Genomic DNA, 13031 nt, shown 5'->3' on the forward strand with positions numbered 1-13031 from the left:
AGATTCCTCCATAATAGTCTTTACTAGTAAGTACTTTTTTGCAAAAATAGGTTTTCAGAACAAATAAAAATCAAAACCTCTGACATCTCCAAACCTTATTGAAGAAAGAGTACTGCTGAATTAATGGATCATTTATCATAATAGTACTCTCTTGCCTTTACTATCTTTTTATCACACTAGTATATTTATTAATTAGCTCTTCCCACATAGGTATCAAAGTATCAGGTGAGTACTGACTATAAAACTTGTACATGGCTTCTTCTATATTTTGTTGATTTTGATTCATATTTTCACGCAGAGCATTACTAAGTGCATTACTTGTCATTTCAGATACTAAGACTATACCATCCTCATCGTTAATTATTTCCCCATATGGTGGGCAATCTTTGAATAATATTACGGGTTTACCAAAGGAAGCAATCTCTAAAATGACAAGACTAAACCCTTCAAACTTGGAAGGTAATACAAATAAATCACAGTTTTTGTAGTAGTCACCTATATTATCAACTTCTCCAAGTAATACAACTCTATTGTTTAAACCTAAGTGGTTTATTTGTTGTTCTAAAAATGGTCGCAAATGACCTTCTCCGGCAATTAATAAGTCCCATGATGGAAAATCAGTTGATATCTTAGCAAAAGCATCTATCAAAATACTTTGTTGTTTCTGTTCAACTAATCGCCCAGCAGTAAAAATAAATTTTCTATTATTAAGGCCCTTAAATTTACCATAAACTCTTGGTTTAAGGACGAAGTTAGGAATTACTTCAATTTGTGTAGATACCCCTCTTTTTAAGTATTCTTCCTTAAAAGATGGTATTAATGTTACGACACAATCAGATTTTTGTAATGAAAGGGTATGATCCTTTTTACCAGGAGATTGGTCAAAAAATCCAGGCTGATTATGCATCGTTAATATTACAGGAATATCAAAACTATGAATTTGGTCTATACTCAATACATCCGAATGACCGATGGAATTAACCAAACATATATCAGGTTTATTTTCTTGTAATACACTTCCAAGATCATCTTTAAGTGCGATATTATATATAGGAATGTTGGGGTTAAGTTTATATGGTAAAGGAGCATCTGAATAGGTTCTATTATAAATAGAAACATTATAGCCTTTAAAGAACAATTGGTTGGCTATCTCAATGAGCATTTTTTCAGCCCCGCCTTTTCCGAAATTAAGGCCATGTTGATAGAGTGCAACTTTTGGTTTTCTAGAATGATCAAGGATCTGTTGTTTATCATACAACTCGGACAATGATTTACTTACACTTTTTCTCATGTTATAAATATTGTACTCATTCTCAATAAAACTAATCATCGAGTGACGTACCATATCAGGTACATGAAAGTTATTTACAAAGTGTTTATGAATTAAATATATTTCTTCAACACCTTTATCATCACTTTCTCTAGATGTTACCGAACCTTCATGTCTTCGGTGATAGTTTAAGGGAGAAGAACAATATGCGATGTTTCCGAATCTACTGAGATGAGCGTAGAATATCCAATCCCCTGCCTTTTTATAATTAAAAGTATACTTAATTGCTTCTAATGCTGGTTCCCTTCTAAAGAGTACTGACGATACATTTGGAATTGTACATTTAATAGACAAAGCTTCTAAAAATTCTTCAGCACCTTTATTATAATAATTATTTTTCCATTTTAGCTCATCAACATCGGTTAACCACGGAACATTATCATAAGTGTTATAAAACTGTCCACTTGGTCCAACTATGTTAGAATTAGAATATGATAATACTGCATCCGTATCCTTAAAAGGTGGCAATAGCATTTCAATAAAATTTTGTTCACAGTAATCATCACTTTCGGCAACCCATACTACGTCACCCCTTGCAGCTTCAATCCCTCTTAACCACTGTAAAAAAACACTACCTGAATTTTCTTTATTATATAATTTCCGTGTGATTTCTGGATAACGATCAGCATAGCTATCAAGTATTTCCCTACTATTATCCGTGCTAACATCATCTAGAAGGATGATTTCTAAATCTCTATATGACTGATTATATATAGAATCAAGTCTTTGTTGAAGGTATTTGCTATGGTTATAATTTGGTACTACCACAGATACAAAGGGCTTAACTCCGAGCTTATCATCAATAATTTTCTTAATTTGCATAGCAGATTTGTTAATAACATGTCGTTCCAAAACCTTTTCTCTGGCAGTCCTTCCTAGCTTTTCTCTTAAAACCTTATCCTCTATTAAAATACACGTAGCTCCCGCCATTTTGTTTATATCATTAAAAGGCACTACTATCCCTGCATCATCTTCAACAAACCTCGGCATTCCGCCTGCCTCATCATAACATATGATTGGCAATCCGCTGTCTGCAGCTTCAAGACAGACCAATGGAAAGGGGTCTTCTACTGCTGGTAGTAAGAATATATCCCCAGCAGCAAAATAATCTCTTGGATTATCAACGGAACCAATAAACTTAATATGGTTTTCAAGATTTTTTTTCTTTATCAACCTTTCACAAATGTCCTTTTCTTCTCCATCGCCTATCCAGATAAATTCACATTCCTTATCTGTTTTAGTTAAGACTTTTTCAGCAATTTCTATAAAGCCTTTAGGGTTTTTACGCCAATATAAAACACCACATCCAAAAATAATTAATTTATCAGCGGGAAGGTTGAGTTTCTTTCTTCTCTCCTTCCGTTTGTTATCATCTAGGAATTGATGTTGGGGGTCGATAAAGGCAAAAACTGTTTCTACTTCTTCTTCTCTATATCCATGATTATAAATAAGGTTATCTGTAACCGCATCTGATGCAGCTATTAAAGATCTTATGTTTTTCTTTAATAAATTAGTTTCTTTTGGAAAGATCCTAAGAGTTTTTTCTAATTCATGGATAAATGCAATGCTTGGATACTTTGACAAATCCATAAGTTCTATAAAACGAGCACTTACCACAGTATTTAAAAAAATTATACAGTTATCGTCCCCAATAAAATCTGAAATAGTTGCCTTAAAAGTATTTTTATTAACTTGTTCGTTCAAAACTAAAGTTTCTGCACTTTTTTTATATTCCTCTTGTATTTGTCCTCCTCTTAAGAGGATCACTTTTACTTTATATGAGGTAAATTTATTAAACCATTTAATAATATCTAATAATATTATTGGTGCTCCTGTTTGTTCAGCTTCATGACCTATAAACAAAATGGTTATATCTCTCTTACAAGGCAATAATGTTTCGTTTTCAAATGGCCTGCGACCTTCCTCCATCCCCAAAAGAATATAATGATACAATGGGTTAATTCCTGCTTCTAATACATCTTCATTGTTACTTAAATAAAACTTAGTATTGAAGATATCTGATGGATTTCTACTTTCTCTCCAACCAAAATAACAATAATGTTCAACCGGATCCATCTTAGCATTTGCTACATCCAAATTATTTTCCAAATAATATGCCTCATCAAACAATCCACTATTTTTTATAGTTTTAATTTGCATTTTGATAGGAATCGAATCAAGAGCTAGATCTTTTAGTTTTGGAAGTGGTTGCCTACCTTCAATTGCTCCATGTTTTATATAATGAAATAAAGGATTTACTCCACTGTGTGCTACATCATGATTATTTTCAATGTAAAAAACAGTATCAAAAGATCTTGATGGTTTTTTCCCCTCGTATACACCATTCCATACATAGTGGCGAATAGGATGCACCATCACTTTACCTATCAATTGAAGAATTCTGTTACTACTGACGGATAGACGATAAAAGAAACCTGATCTTAAGCCTATCAATACCTCTGGGTATTCTTTAACATAATAACTACTATTGAAAAATCCACTCTTAAAAAGAATATAAGATATATGCCAGTTTTTAAAATACTTAATAATATTTATTTTTTTTTTAGATTTATTTATTTTTTGCCACTGTTTATAATTCATTTTTAGCTTTCACCCACTATTTTATTTTTTATTCATATATTCTCTATATCTTTCACAAACTAATTTAGAATCCCCAATTTCTTTTATTTCACCCTTATTCAACCAAATAACTCTATCTGTTAAGTCCTCTATTTGATTTAGACTGTGAGAAACCAATATTACTGTTTTTCCACTTTTCATTATCTCCATCATTTTTTCGGAGCTTTTTCTTTTGAACTGTTGGTCTCCTACACCTAAAATTTCATCTATTATTAGTATATCTGGGTCAACCTGAGCTGCAATCGAGAATCCAAGCCTAGCTCTCATACCTGATGAATAGTTTTTTACTGGAGTATAAATAAAATCCCCTAGATCCGTAAACTCTACGATATCTTTGTATTTATTATCTAAAAATTCTTTTGTTTTACCAAGAATAGCACCGTTGAGATAAATATTTTCTGCACCTGAGAGTTCTTGATCAAATCCGGCTCCCAATTCTAAAAGAGGAGCAATGTTACCATCAATCGACACTTTTCCTTCTGAAGGTTTTAAAACCCCAGAAATAATTTTCAATAGTGTACTTTTACCTGCACCATTATGTCCTATTATTCCAACACGCTCTCCACTAGATATTTTAAAACTTACATTGTTCAATGCGTAGAACTCTGTATATCGAATCTTTTTCCTAAAGATATTAAATAAGTATTCCTTTAGACTATCTACCTTTTCATTAGGACGTCTAAATTTCATAGTCACATTATCAATATTTACTGCTACTTTTTTCATATAGAACCTTCCTATATATATTGAATAAATTTATCTTGGTTCCTTTCAAACACTAAGATACCAATAATTAAACTAACGATAGCTAAAATAGAACATACTAGTATATTTACTTGATCTAGGGGCAATCCATAATACACTGCCTCTCTAAACCCCTTTATAAAATAAAAGAAAGGATTCAAGCTCAATATAAGTTGATACTTTTCAGGGATTATTTCTGCTGGATAAAAAATAGCAGATGAGTACCCTAACGCAGTTGTAAAAACTCCATATAAATGTTCTATATCTCTAAAAAAGACAGTTACAGTTGCAAGTATAAGGCTTACTCCACATGTGAAAATCATTAATAACAAAAGGTATATTGGTGCATAAATGATATTAATTGTTATATCTGCACTGGTTACAATCATAATCATTATTAAAACCAAAAGCGAAATTATAAAAAATATGAAATTAGATATTAAATTCGACACTGTAAAAATATATTTAGGTATATACACTTTTTTTATTAAACTAGCCGATGAGATTATTGATTTCATTGAGGTAGTAGTTGTTGTTGTAAAAAAACTAAACAGTAAGACTCCACTTAATAAGTAAACTGGAAAATTATCAATACTATTATCAAACAAAGTAGAAAAAACAATAGTAAGAATAATCATATTAAGAAGGGGATTTATAAAACTCCAGAGTATTCCCATAAATGAATCTTTGTATTTCTTTTTTAACTCTTTTTTTACGAGTAGCGTAAGTAAGTACGTATACTTATTGAATGTTTTTATATAAGTTTTATATCTTCCTAAAATATTTTCCATGATTCTCCTTCCTATCTTCTTCCATAATTAGAACAGGCGTAATCTCAATTTTAAGGGTTGCTATCTATCAAATTGTATTTTTTAGTTTTAGCTTACTTTCAGCATGGACTATTTAATTCACTATCATCGCATCACTGTCTTTATTTACAATTTGATATAAATATTTCAATAGTTCATCTTTTATTTCCGGATGTTTTAAAGCAAATTCAATTGAAGTTTTAATATATTCAAATTTCTGACCAACATCATATCTATCTCCTAAAAAGTTATACGCTATAACAGTTTCACTACTAGTAAGTTTCTGAATGGCATCAGTTAATTGAATTTCACCACCAGCACCCGGCTTTTGTTCTTCTAGAATTTTAAAGACACCAGGTGTTAGGACATAACGTCCCATAATTGCTAAGTTAGAAGGAGCTTCTTCTTTAGATGGCTTTTCAATTAAACTCACTATGTTATAAATTCTATCTGAAAGAGGAAACGCGTCTACTATCCCGTACCTAGAAACTTTATCTTGAGCTACTTCTTTAACACCAATTAAAGATGACTGATATTCATCGAATATTTCTATCATTTGTTGTAAACAGGGTTTTTCAGCTTGTATAATGTCATCACCAAGTAATACTGCAAACGGTTCATCACCAATAAATTTACGAGCACACCAAATAGCATGACCTAATCCACGAGGTTCTTTTTGGCGAATATAATGAATATCTGCAATATTTGTAGAATGACGCACTTCTTCTAATAGATCAAATTTTTGTTTTTCAACCAGATTTTGCTCAAGTTCAAAAGCACAATCAAAGTGATCCTCTATCGCTCTTTTTCCTTTACCCGTTACAATAATAATTTCTTCAATCCCAGATTCAACCGCCTCTTCAACTATATATTGAATTGTAGGCTTATCTACAATGGGCAACATTTCTTTTGGCATTGCCTTGGTTGCTGGCAGAAATCTCGTACCTAATCCAGCTGCAGGAATAATTGCTTTACGTACTTTCATAGTTCCACTCCTTTTCTTCTTACCTCTATTATATCAATTACATTCTATACAATTGTAAAAATTTGATAAAATTTGTCGTATTATATTCTATCTTAACATATATACTCTAGTAAGGCAGTCACTTATATTAAGCAATTTAGCATTTTCTTGGTCTTATATCCAAGCACAGACAAAAGAAGCCCGGGCAGTGCGCCCAAGCTCCTTCAGTAATCTAACTCACTTCCACGATCTATTCACCAATCGATATCTCCAGCGAATAATCCTCGCCATTCTTAGCAACGGACGATTCTTCTTCCCTACTAGTCCAATCACTTCCGAGCCCAACTCAAGCAAGATCAACACCGCACCGATAATTATAGCCGCTCCCCACAACGTGGACTGCGAAAACAATACCGCAGATAAGGCAAACAATGCACTAATCATATAAATCACGAGGACGGCTCCCCGGTGGGAAAGTCCCATACCAAGCAAGCAGTGGTGCAGGTGGTTCTTGTCAGGTTCCGAAATTGGTTTCTTGTTGACGATGCGGCGGATGATCGCAAAGAAGGTGTCAGATAATGGAACCCCTAGAATCAAGATCGGGACCAAGAAGGCGATGACCGTTAATTGTTTAAATCCGAGTATGGATAACGCAGCCAAGTTGAATCCTAAGAACAACGCCCCCGTGTCGCCCATGAAGATCTTGGCGGGGTGGAAGTTGTAGAATAGAAATCCGATAACGGAGCCGAGTAAGATGACGCTGAGCAGAATCGCTAGCGTGTTTCCCATCAAGAAAGCCATAACCATAGTTGCGGCAATAGCGATCCCGGATACTCCCGCTGCGAGGCCATCCAGTCCATCGATCAGGTTGACGGCGTTCGTTACGCCGACCAGCCAGAAGATGGTGATCGGGATGCTTAACCATTTAAAGTAAACCTGACCTTCGAACGGCAGGTTAATGAATTCGACTCGAAGTCCCATGTAGACGACGATCATGGCGGCAATGAGCTGCCCGAACATTTTCGCCTTCGGAGATAGCTGATATTTATCATCAAGGGCACCGGTGATGACAATGATGGTTCCACCGATGAAAATACCCAATGCTTCTTTCGTTATTGGTACGAATAAGAAGAAACATATAGCGAATGAGATATAGATGGCAAGGCCGCCTAATCTCGGCATGATGCGGGTGTGAACTTTTCGATGATCTGGCTGGTCCACGACTCCCCATGCAATCGCTAGTTTTTTCACTAAGGGAGTTGCGATGAGCGTTAATAGGAGTGCCAGGGCAAAATACAAGAAATACATGGCCAATATAATCCTCTCCCCACTTCTGTTTCTCTCTAATCGATTATTTTAGTGTGTTCTCGTGTTGCCGTCAAATGGCATTCTATTTCTTTTTCGCTGAGAAATACGCTTTCATAGCGAATTTAGGCAGGGCAAGCTGTCTTTTCCAGCGTGTAGGTTGCGAAATCAAGCGATAGAGCCATTCAAGGTTGAGTTTCTGCCAAATCACAGGAGCTCGTTTGACTTTTCCCGCGATGACATCTAAGCTTCCTCCCACACCCACGGCGATGTTCGTATGTAAACGATGCTTGTTTTGGTAAATCCACTTCTCCTGACGTGGAGCTCCTAAAGCGACGATGAGGAAATTCGGCTTCGCCTCATTGATCTCGGTGATGACTTCCTCTTCTTTATCCATAAAAAAACCATTGTGACGACCCGCTACTATTAGATTCGGATAACGTTCCTTAATCTTGTCGGTCGCGAGTTGGTTTACTTCTTCACTGGATCCCAGAAAATAAAAGGACCATTGTTGTCGGTTCCCTTCTTCCAACAAACGAAGAAGCAAATCATATCCAGCTACTCGTTCAGCTACAGGATCGTTATTCCAGCGAGAAGCCATGACGATCCCAATGCCATCTGGCGTGATCAAATCAGTATCCTCGGAGATTTTTTTAAGCTCGGGATCCTCAAGCGTTCCCATCACGAACTCAGGATTGGCGGTGATGACATGAAAAGGCCTGTCACCAGGGGAAGCAACCTTCCCTTTGATAAGGTCTACCGTCTCCTGCATGGTGAGCTTGGAAAAAGGGACGCCTAATATGTTAACTTTATTATTCATGTTTTTCGTTTCCTTTATTAAGACGTTTTTAGAACCAAAAAGGTTTCACTTTCTATTTATAGCATAGGTAGGCGTTTTTCTCCAAGAGGATTATTGTGAGGCAACTGAAAGTAGAAGAATGATTAAAGGATCCAACCCCCACGATACAATATCTACGAATTGAGATATCGTTTGTTATGTGGAAGTCAGACCCCTTATAAGTCTAGCCAATATGTCTTAAAAATTGATCAAAGCGCTCAATCGCTCTCTCCAGATTATCCATCGAGGTGGCATAAGAGCAGCGGATATGTCCCTCTCCCCCCTGGCCGAATACATGCCCTGGTACGGCGGCCACGCGGGAGTGTGTGATCAACTGTTCAGCGAACTGATCGGATGTGAGGCCGGTAGAACGGATCGAAGGGAAGGCGTAAAACGCTCCTTCCGGTATTAGGCAATCTAATCCGATCTGTTGGAATGCTTTGCTAATATAATTTCTTCGTTGACGATAGCTCATGACCATATCATCTTTGATTTTCAAGCCGTTTCTCAAGGCTTCAACGGCTGCCCATTGCCCCATGATGGGGGCACACAGCATGGTGTACTGATGGATCTTTGTCATCGCGGCAACTAAGTCCTCTGGTCCTGCTGCGTAGCCGATCCGCCAGCCTGTCATGGCAAAGGACTTCGAGAATCCAGAAATCAAGATCGTTCGGTCCTTCATGCCAGGGAGCGAGGCAAAGCTAAAGTGTGGCGTATCATAGCTAAGCTCTGCATAAATTTCATCCGATAACACGAGTAGGTCATGCTTTTTGATCAGTTGTACAATGGAACCCCAGTCCTCTTCGTTCATGGTGGCTCCCGTTGGGTTATTCGGATAACAGAAAATGACCGCCTTTGTACGTGAGGTGATTTTCTCCTCTAACGCTTGGGACGTCAGCTTAAAGCCGGTATCCATGCTTGTCGTTACACTCACTGGGACTCCACCAGCCAACTTAACTACAGGCTCGTAGGATACATAGCAAGGCTCGATGATTAACACCTCATCGCCTGGATCAAGGATCGCGCGCAAAGCAATGTCAATCGCTTCACTTGCGCCCACGGTGACCAGGATTTCCTTCTGATCTTGGTAGGCAAGATTGAAGGAGTCACTGAGGTACTGGGCAATCTCGTATCTTAGCTCAGGTAATCCGCTATTAGAAGTGTAGGTCGTGTACCCTCGCTCCATGGTGGAAATACTGGCTTCGCGGATGGACCATGGCGTAACAAAATCGGGTTCGCCTACCCCGAGGGAGATTACGTCTTCCATCGTATTGGCGAGATCAAAATATTTTCGAATGCCCGAAGGCGGAATAGACTGAATGGTTTGGGAGAGTCGACGGTTCATGGGCTGACAACCATCCTGCGATCTCCGTCTTGCTGGTCATAAACGACCCCATCATGCTTGTAGGTTTTTAATATAAAGTGTGTGGCAGTTGAAATCACGTTATCTAATGTAGAAAGCTTCTGAGCGACAAAGAAGGCCACTTCCTTCATGGTCTTTCCTTCAATCGTCACAGATAAATCATAAGCTCCCGACATAAGATAGACGGATTTGACCTCGGGAAATCGGTAGATTCTCTCAGCAATTTCATCGAAGCCTTTATCCCGCTGCGGGGTTACTTTTACGTCAATCATCGCAGTTACTTTATCGTCCCCTTGAATCTTATCCCAGTTAATGAGCGCCGGATATCGGAGAATGACGTTCTCCTTCTCTAATTTTTCAATCGTTAAACTCACTTCTTGCACAGGAACATCTAGCATCATCGCTAGCTTATCGTGGCTCTGTCGAGCGTCCTGTTCTAATAGAACAAGGAGCTCCAACATTTTCTCCTTCTTCATTCTCTCACTCCACCTTTTTTGTCTTTATTTCATAATATTTTAACACATTCAAAGAAAAAGAAAACCAAAATCCTCAATCTGTGGGCCCTCAAAAAAGAAGGGGGTTTAACTTTCCACATGATGCCGTGGAAGTCAGACCCCTCTTGATTCAGCCGCTTAACTTGGCTGGGTATTCGTTTGTTAAAATAAAAAGGCTTGTCTACTCTGCTGCTAAAGGTGATTTACTTGGATGTTGACCGACTTCCCTAAGGCACAATGGTCGAAAAAGCTGACTTATAAATCATCGCTTGCTTATCACCTTGTTGGCGGATCACGACCACATAACGATCAAACGCTTCGACAAAACCTTCCATATGTACACCATTCTTTAGTATGAATTTCACGTTCTTCTTGTTATTTTTGGATGTCGCTAAAATTTCGTCTTGCTGGATATTCATATTTTCTTTTTCGGTCATTTTGGTTCCATTTCCTTTCCCCATTAACTTTATCCTTATTTTAACATGTTGCATCTGGTTTTACAAAATCTAGTCTTCGCGATTGACTTTTTTATGTGACTTGCATACGATCAATAAGATGTAATTCTATATGATAGGTGATAACATGATTTTTTGGCGTCTGATCTTTTGGATTTTATTTATAGGTTGCTTTGGGCTGCGGGGCTTTTTGGTGTATAACCTAGATACGCAGCCGATCTCGGACTTCGTGCGATATTACCAAGCGGCGATTAGTTTGTCCGAAGGAAATGGGTTTGTGATGTTCGGACGCCACACCGCCTTCCAAGGTGTCGGCTATCCAGCTTTTCTCGCCTTTTTCTTTTATTGGTTCGGGCCAAGCGTCTTATTGGCCAAGTTGTTGAATTGGGCACTTGGACTTTTATCGGGGCTTCTTTTTTACTGGATTGTACGACGGTTCACGACGGAGAAACTGACCATGCTAGCCACGCTCGTCTATCTCTTTCTTCCCAAAGAGATTCTCTATGTGAATGTGTTAGCGACAGAGATCTTATATAATACGTTACTTCTTGGATTTTTAGCTTGTTACTTTGCTTCTTGGCCGAAAGAAGGGCAAACGCGTAGAAAATGGATTTTATTAGTGATCGCAGGAGTCATCTTAGGATATATGAGTCTAGTTAAGCCTCTTTCTCCGTTATTTGGACTTGTGGTGTTTTTTGGCGAAATGCTGCGCCATGGTTGGTTAAAAATTGCTATTCCGCGAGGTGGTTGGGGGAAGGGGATTGTCCGGACCACGATCGTGGCGGTCGTCTCCATTATGGTGATTGCCCCTTGGACTTATCGAAATTACGAGCTTTTCGGAGCGTTCGTGCCGATGACCACGAACGGCGGCTATGTGTTGTATGTGAATAACAACCCCCATGCCACGGGGGCTTGGATGGACCCCTATAAGATACCGGGAAGCCCCATTCATGAGATTACTTATCCGGAGAGCGACCCTCGATTTGAAGTCGAGATGGATCGACTAATGAAGGAGGAAGCGAAGAATTGGATCAGCGAGAATCCTGGTAGATTCCTTGCCTTAACGTTCTATCGATTGAATGAGACCTTCTATACGAACCTGGATTGGCGCTGGGCCTTCGAAGTGGAGGACGAGGATCGTACAGAGGAGCTTGATCGCATAAAGGCCTTTCTCATGCGCGCGATTCCTAGTATCCATGGGATAGTAAGCTCGTCATTCTTCTTGGCTTACCCTGCACTGCTGATTGGGTTTGTGGCTGCTGTTTGGAAAGGGAGAAAACTTCGCAGAAGGAGTGAAGTCAATCCAGAAATCTGGAATCAGCGATTGTTTCTCGTCCTGTTTTGCCTTCCCGCTCTGTTGTTTACGATCATCACGATGATATTTGAAGGGAATGCACGTTACTCCTTCTTGTGCCATCCTGCGTTTGCGCTATTGGTCGCGGTGATCATGAGATCGGTAAGGAATGGTGTGCGAGTTTAGTACCTATTTTTTTCACCCATAAAAAGCTGAGAGTGACTCTTGGCTTTATTTTATTTTTAGGGATTAACTTACTTGTAATCATTATTGGTTCGTGACTCTGTAACTATCGTTCGTGATAAAGGTGGGCGTTTTCGGGAGTTTCGCCGCTATAAAGATGGGTTAACACTGTCATACTTGTGTTTTATCCGGAGCCATTACAGCCATGTGACAAAAAAGGCCGTTTTCGGGAGTAATATGGTCTTGTTATTTGTAATAGCATCAGCATCGTGAGTTTCGATCGTTTTTTCGTGACAAAAACAAAGATGTTCGTGAGTATTGACAAAAATTCGTGAGAATCAATAGAAAATCTGCTTCCCGAAACGCTAGTTTGCTCTAGAACCATCAGTGAAGGCCAATCATTTTAATTACACACAAAAAAAACTAGCCAGTTTAAGGGGGATTCGGGCAAACTAGTCCGTCTTTCCACTTGATATTAGAATAAATGCCTTAAATACGAACCATAAAACTGCCAAACATAAAAAAAGCCGAGAGCACAACTCTTGGCTTCATTTTATCTCTATGTAAAAAATGGAGTCTTGTGACCTCTATCCGATCTAGATCATACCGGTT

Annotated in this window: 10 protein-coding genes; 1 reads left to right on the forward strand and 9 read right to left on the reverse strand. The window is 38.2% G+C overall.

Features of this window, described 5'->3' with window-relative positions; all coding sequences use genetic code 11:
• Positions 1-160: 160 nt before the first annotated feature.
• From EIZ39_RS20030 to hfq, 9 genes are all read right to left on the reverse strand, one after another.
• The gene (locus EIZ39_RS20030; RefSeq protein WP_129202144.1) at positions 161-3931 is read right to left on the reverse strand and encodes a glycosyltransferase; all 3771 of its coding nucleotides are present in this window, start codon (positions 3929-3931) and stop codon (positions 161-163) included.
• A 21-nt stretch (positions 3932-3952) separates the two neighbouring features.
• A complete protein-coding gene (locus tag EIZ39_RS20035) occupies positions 3953-4696 on the reverse strand; it encodes an ABC transporter ATP-binding protein (protein ID WP_129202146.1) in 744 nt (247 codons plus the stop codon).
• A gap of 11 nt (positions 4697-4707) precedes the next feature.
• A complete protein-coding gene (locus tag EIZ39_RS20040) occupies positions 4708-5505 on the reverse strand; it encodes an ABC transporter permease (protein WP_129202148.1) in 798 nt (265 codons plus the stop codon).
• 112 nt (positions 5506-5617) lie between these two features.
• The gene (gene galU / locus EIZ39_RS20045; RefSeq protein WP_129202150.1) at positions 5618-6508 is read right to left on the reverse strand and encodes a UTP--glucose-1-phosphate uridylyltransferase GalU; all 891 of its coding nucleotides are present in this window, start codon (positions 6506-6508) and stop codon (positions 5618-5620) included.
• Between the two features lie 216 nt (positions 6509-6724).
• A complete protein-coding gene (locus EIZ39_RS20050; protein ID WP_129202305.1) occupies positions 6725-7795 on the reverse strand; it encodes a glycosyltransferase family 4 protein in 1071 nt (356 codons plus the stop codon).
• Positions 7796-7877: 82 nt separating this feature from the next.
• Positions 7878-8612: a WecB/TagA/CpsF family glycosyltransferase gene (locus EIZ39_RS20055; RefSeq protein WP_129202152.1), complete on the reverse strand. Its 735-nt coding sequence runs from the start codon at positions 8610-8612 to the stop codon at positions 7878-7880.
• A gap of 202 nt (positions 8613-8814) precedes the next feature.
• Positions 8815-9975, reverse strand: coding sequence for an aminotransferase class I/II-fold pyridoxal phosphate-dependent enzyme (locus EIZ39_RS20060; protein WP_129202154.1), 1161 nt, complete (start codon positions 9973-9975; stop codon positions 8815-8817).
• On the reverse strand, positions 9972-10469 hold the full coding sequence (locus tag EIZ39_RS20065) for an Lrp/AsnC family transcriptional regulator (protein ID WP_129202156.1): 498 nt from the start codon (positions 10467-10469) through the stop codon (positions 9972-9974). Before EIZ39_RS20065 ends, EIZ39_RS20060 begins: the two co-directional genes overlap by 4 nt.
• Before the next feature lie 245 nt (positions 10470-10714).
• Positions 10715-10948: an RNA chaperone Hfq gene (hfq, locus tag EIZ39_RS20070; protein ID WP_164985193.1), complete on the reverse strand. Its 234-nt coding sequence runs from the start codon at positions 10946-10948 to the stop codon at positions 10715-10717.
• Positions 10949-11069: 121 nt separating this feature from the next.
• Between hfq and EIZ39_RS20075 the strand changes: the two genes are divergently transcribed.
• Entirely contained in the window at positions 11070-12422 is a 1353-nt protein-coding gene (locus EIZ39_RS20075) for a hypothetical protein (protein WP_164985194.1), read from the forward strand.
• Positions 12423-13031: the final 609 nt, after the last annotated feature.

This window comes from Ammoniphilus sp. CFH 90114 (assembly GCF_004123195.1).
Classification (GTDB): domain Bacteria; phylum Bacillota; class Bacilli; order Aneurinibacillales; family RAOX-1; genus YIM-78166.

Bases quoted from the DNA above. Each gene is read 5' to 3' on its own strand.
- EIZ39_RS20050 (WP_129202305.1), bottom strand. From the start codon at position 7,795: ATGTATTTCTTGTATTTTGCCCTGGCACTCCTATTAACGCTCATCGCA.
- EIZ39_RS20075 (WP_164985194.1), top strand. From the start codon at position 11,070: ATGATTTTTTGGCGTCTGATCTTTTGGATTTTATTTATAGGTTGCTTT.
- galU (WP_129202150.1), bottom strand. From the start codon at position 6,508: ATGAAAGTACGTAAAGCAATTATTCCTGCAGCTGGATTAGGTACGAGA.
- hfq (WP_164985193.1), bottom strand. From the start codon at position 10,948: ATGGGGAAAGGAAATGGAACCAAAATGACCGAAAAAGAAAATATGAAT.
- EIZ39_RS20060 (WP_129202154.1), bottom strand. From the start codon at position 9,975: ATGAACCGTCGACTCTCCCAAACCATTCAGTCTATTCCGCCTTCGGGC.
- EIZ39_RS20065 (WP_129202156.1), bottom strand. From the start codon at position 10,469: ATGAAGAAGGAGAAAATGTTGGAGCTCCTTGTTCTATTAGAACAGGAC.
- EIZ39_RS20040 (WP_129202148.1), bottom strand. From the start codon at position 5,505: ATGGAAAATATTTTAGGAAGATATAAAACTTATATAAAAACATTCAAT.
- EIZ39_RS20055 (WP_129202152.1), bottom strand. From the start codon at position 8,612: ATGAATAATAAAGTTAACATATTAGGCGTCCCTTTTTCCAAGCTCACC.
- EIZ39_RS20030 (WP_129202144.1), bottom strand. From the start codon at position 3,931: ATGAATTATAAACAGTGGCAAAAAATAAATAAATCTAAAAAAAAAATA.
- EIZ39_RS20035 (WP_129202146.1), bottom strand. From the start codon at position 4,696: ATGAAAAAAGTAGCAGTAAATATTGATAATGTGACTATGAAATTTAGA.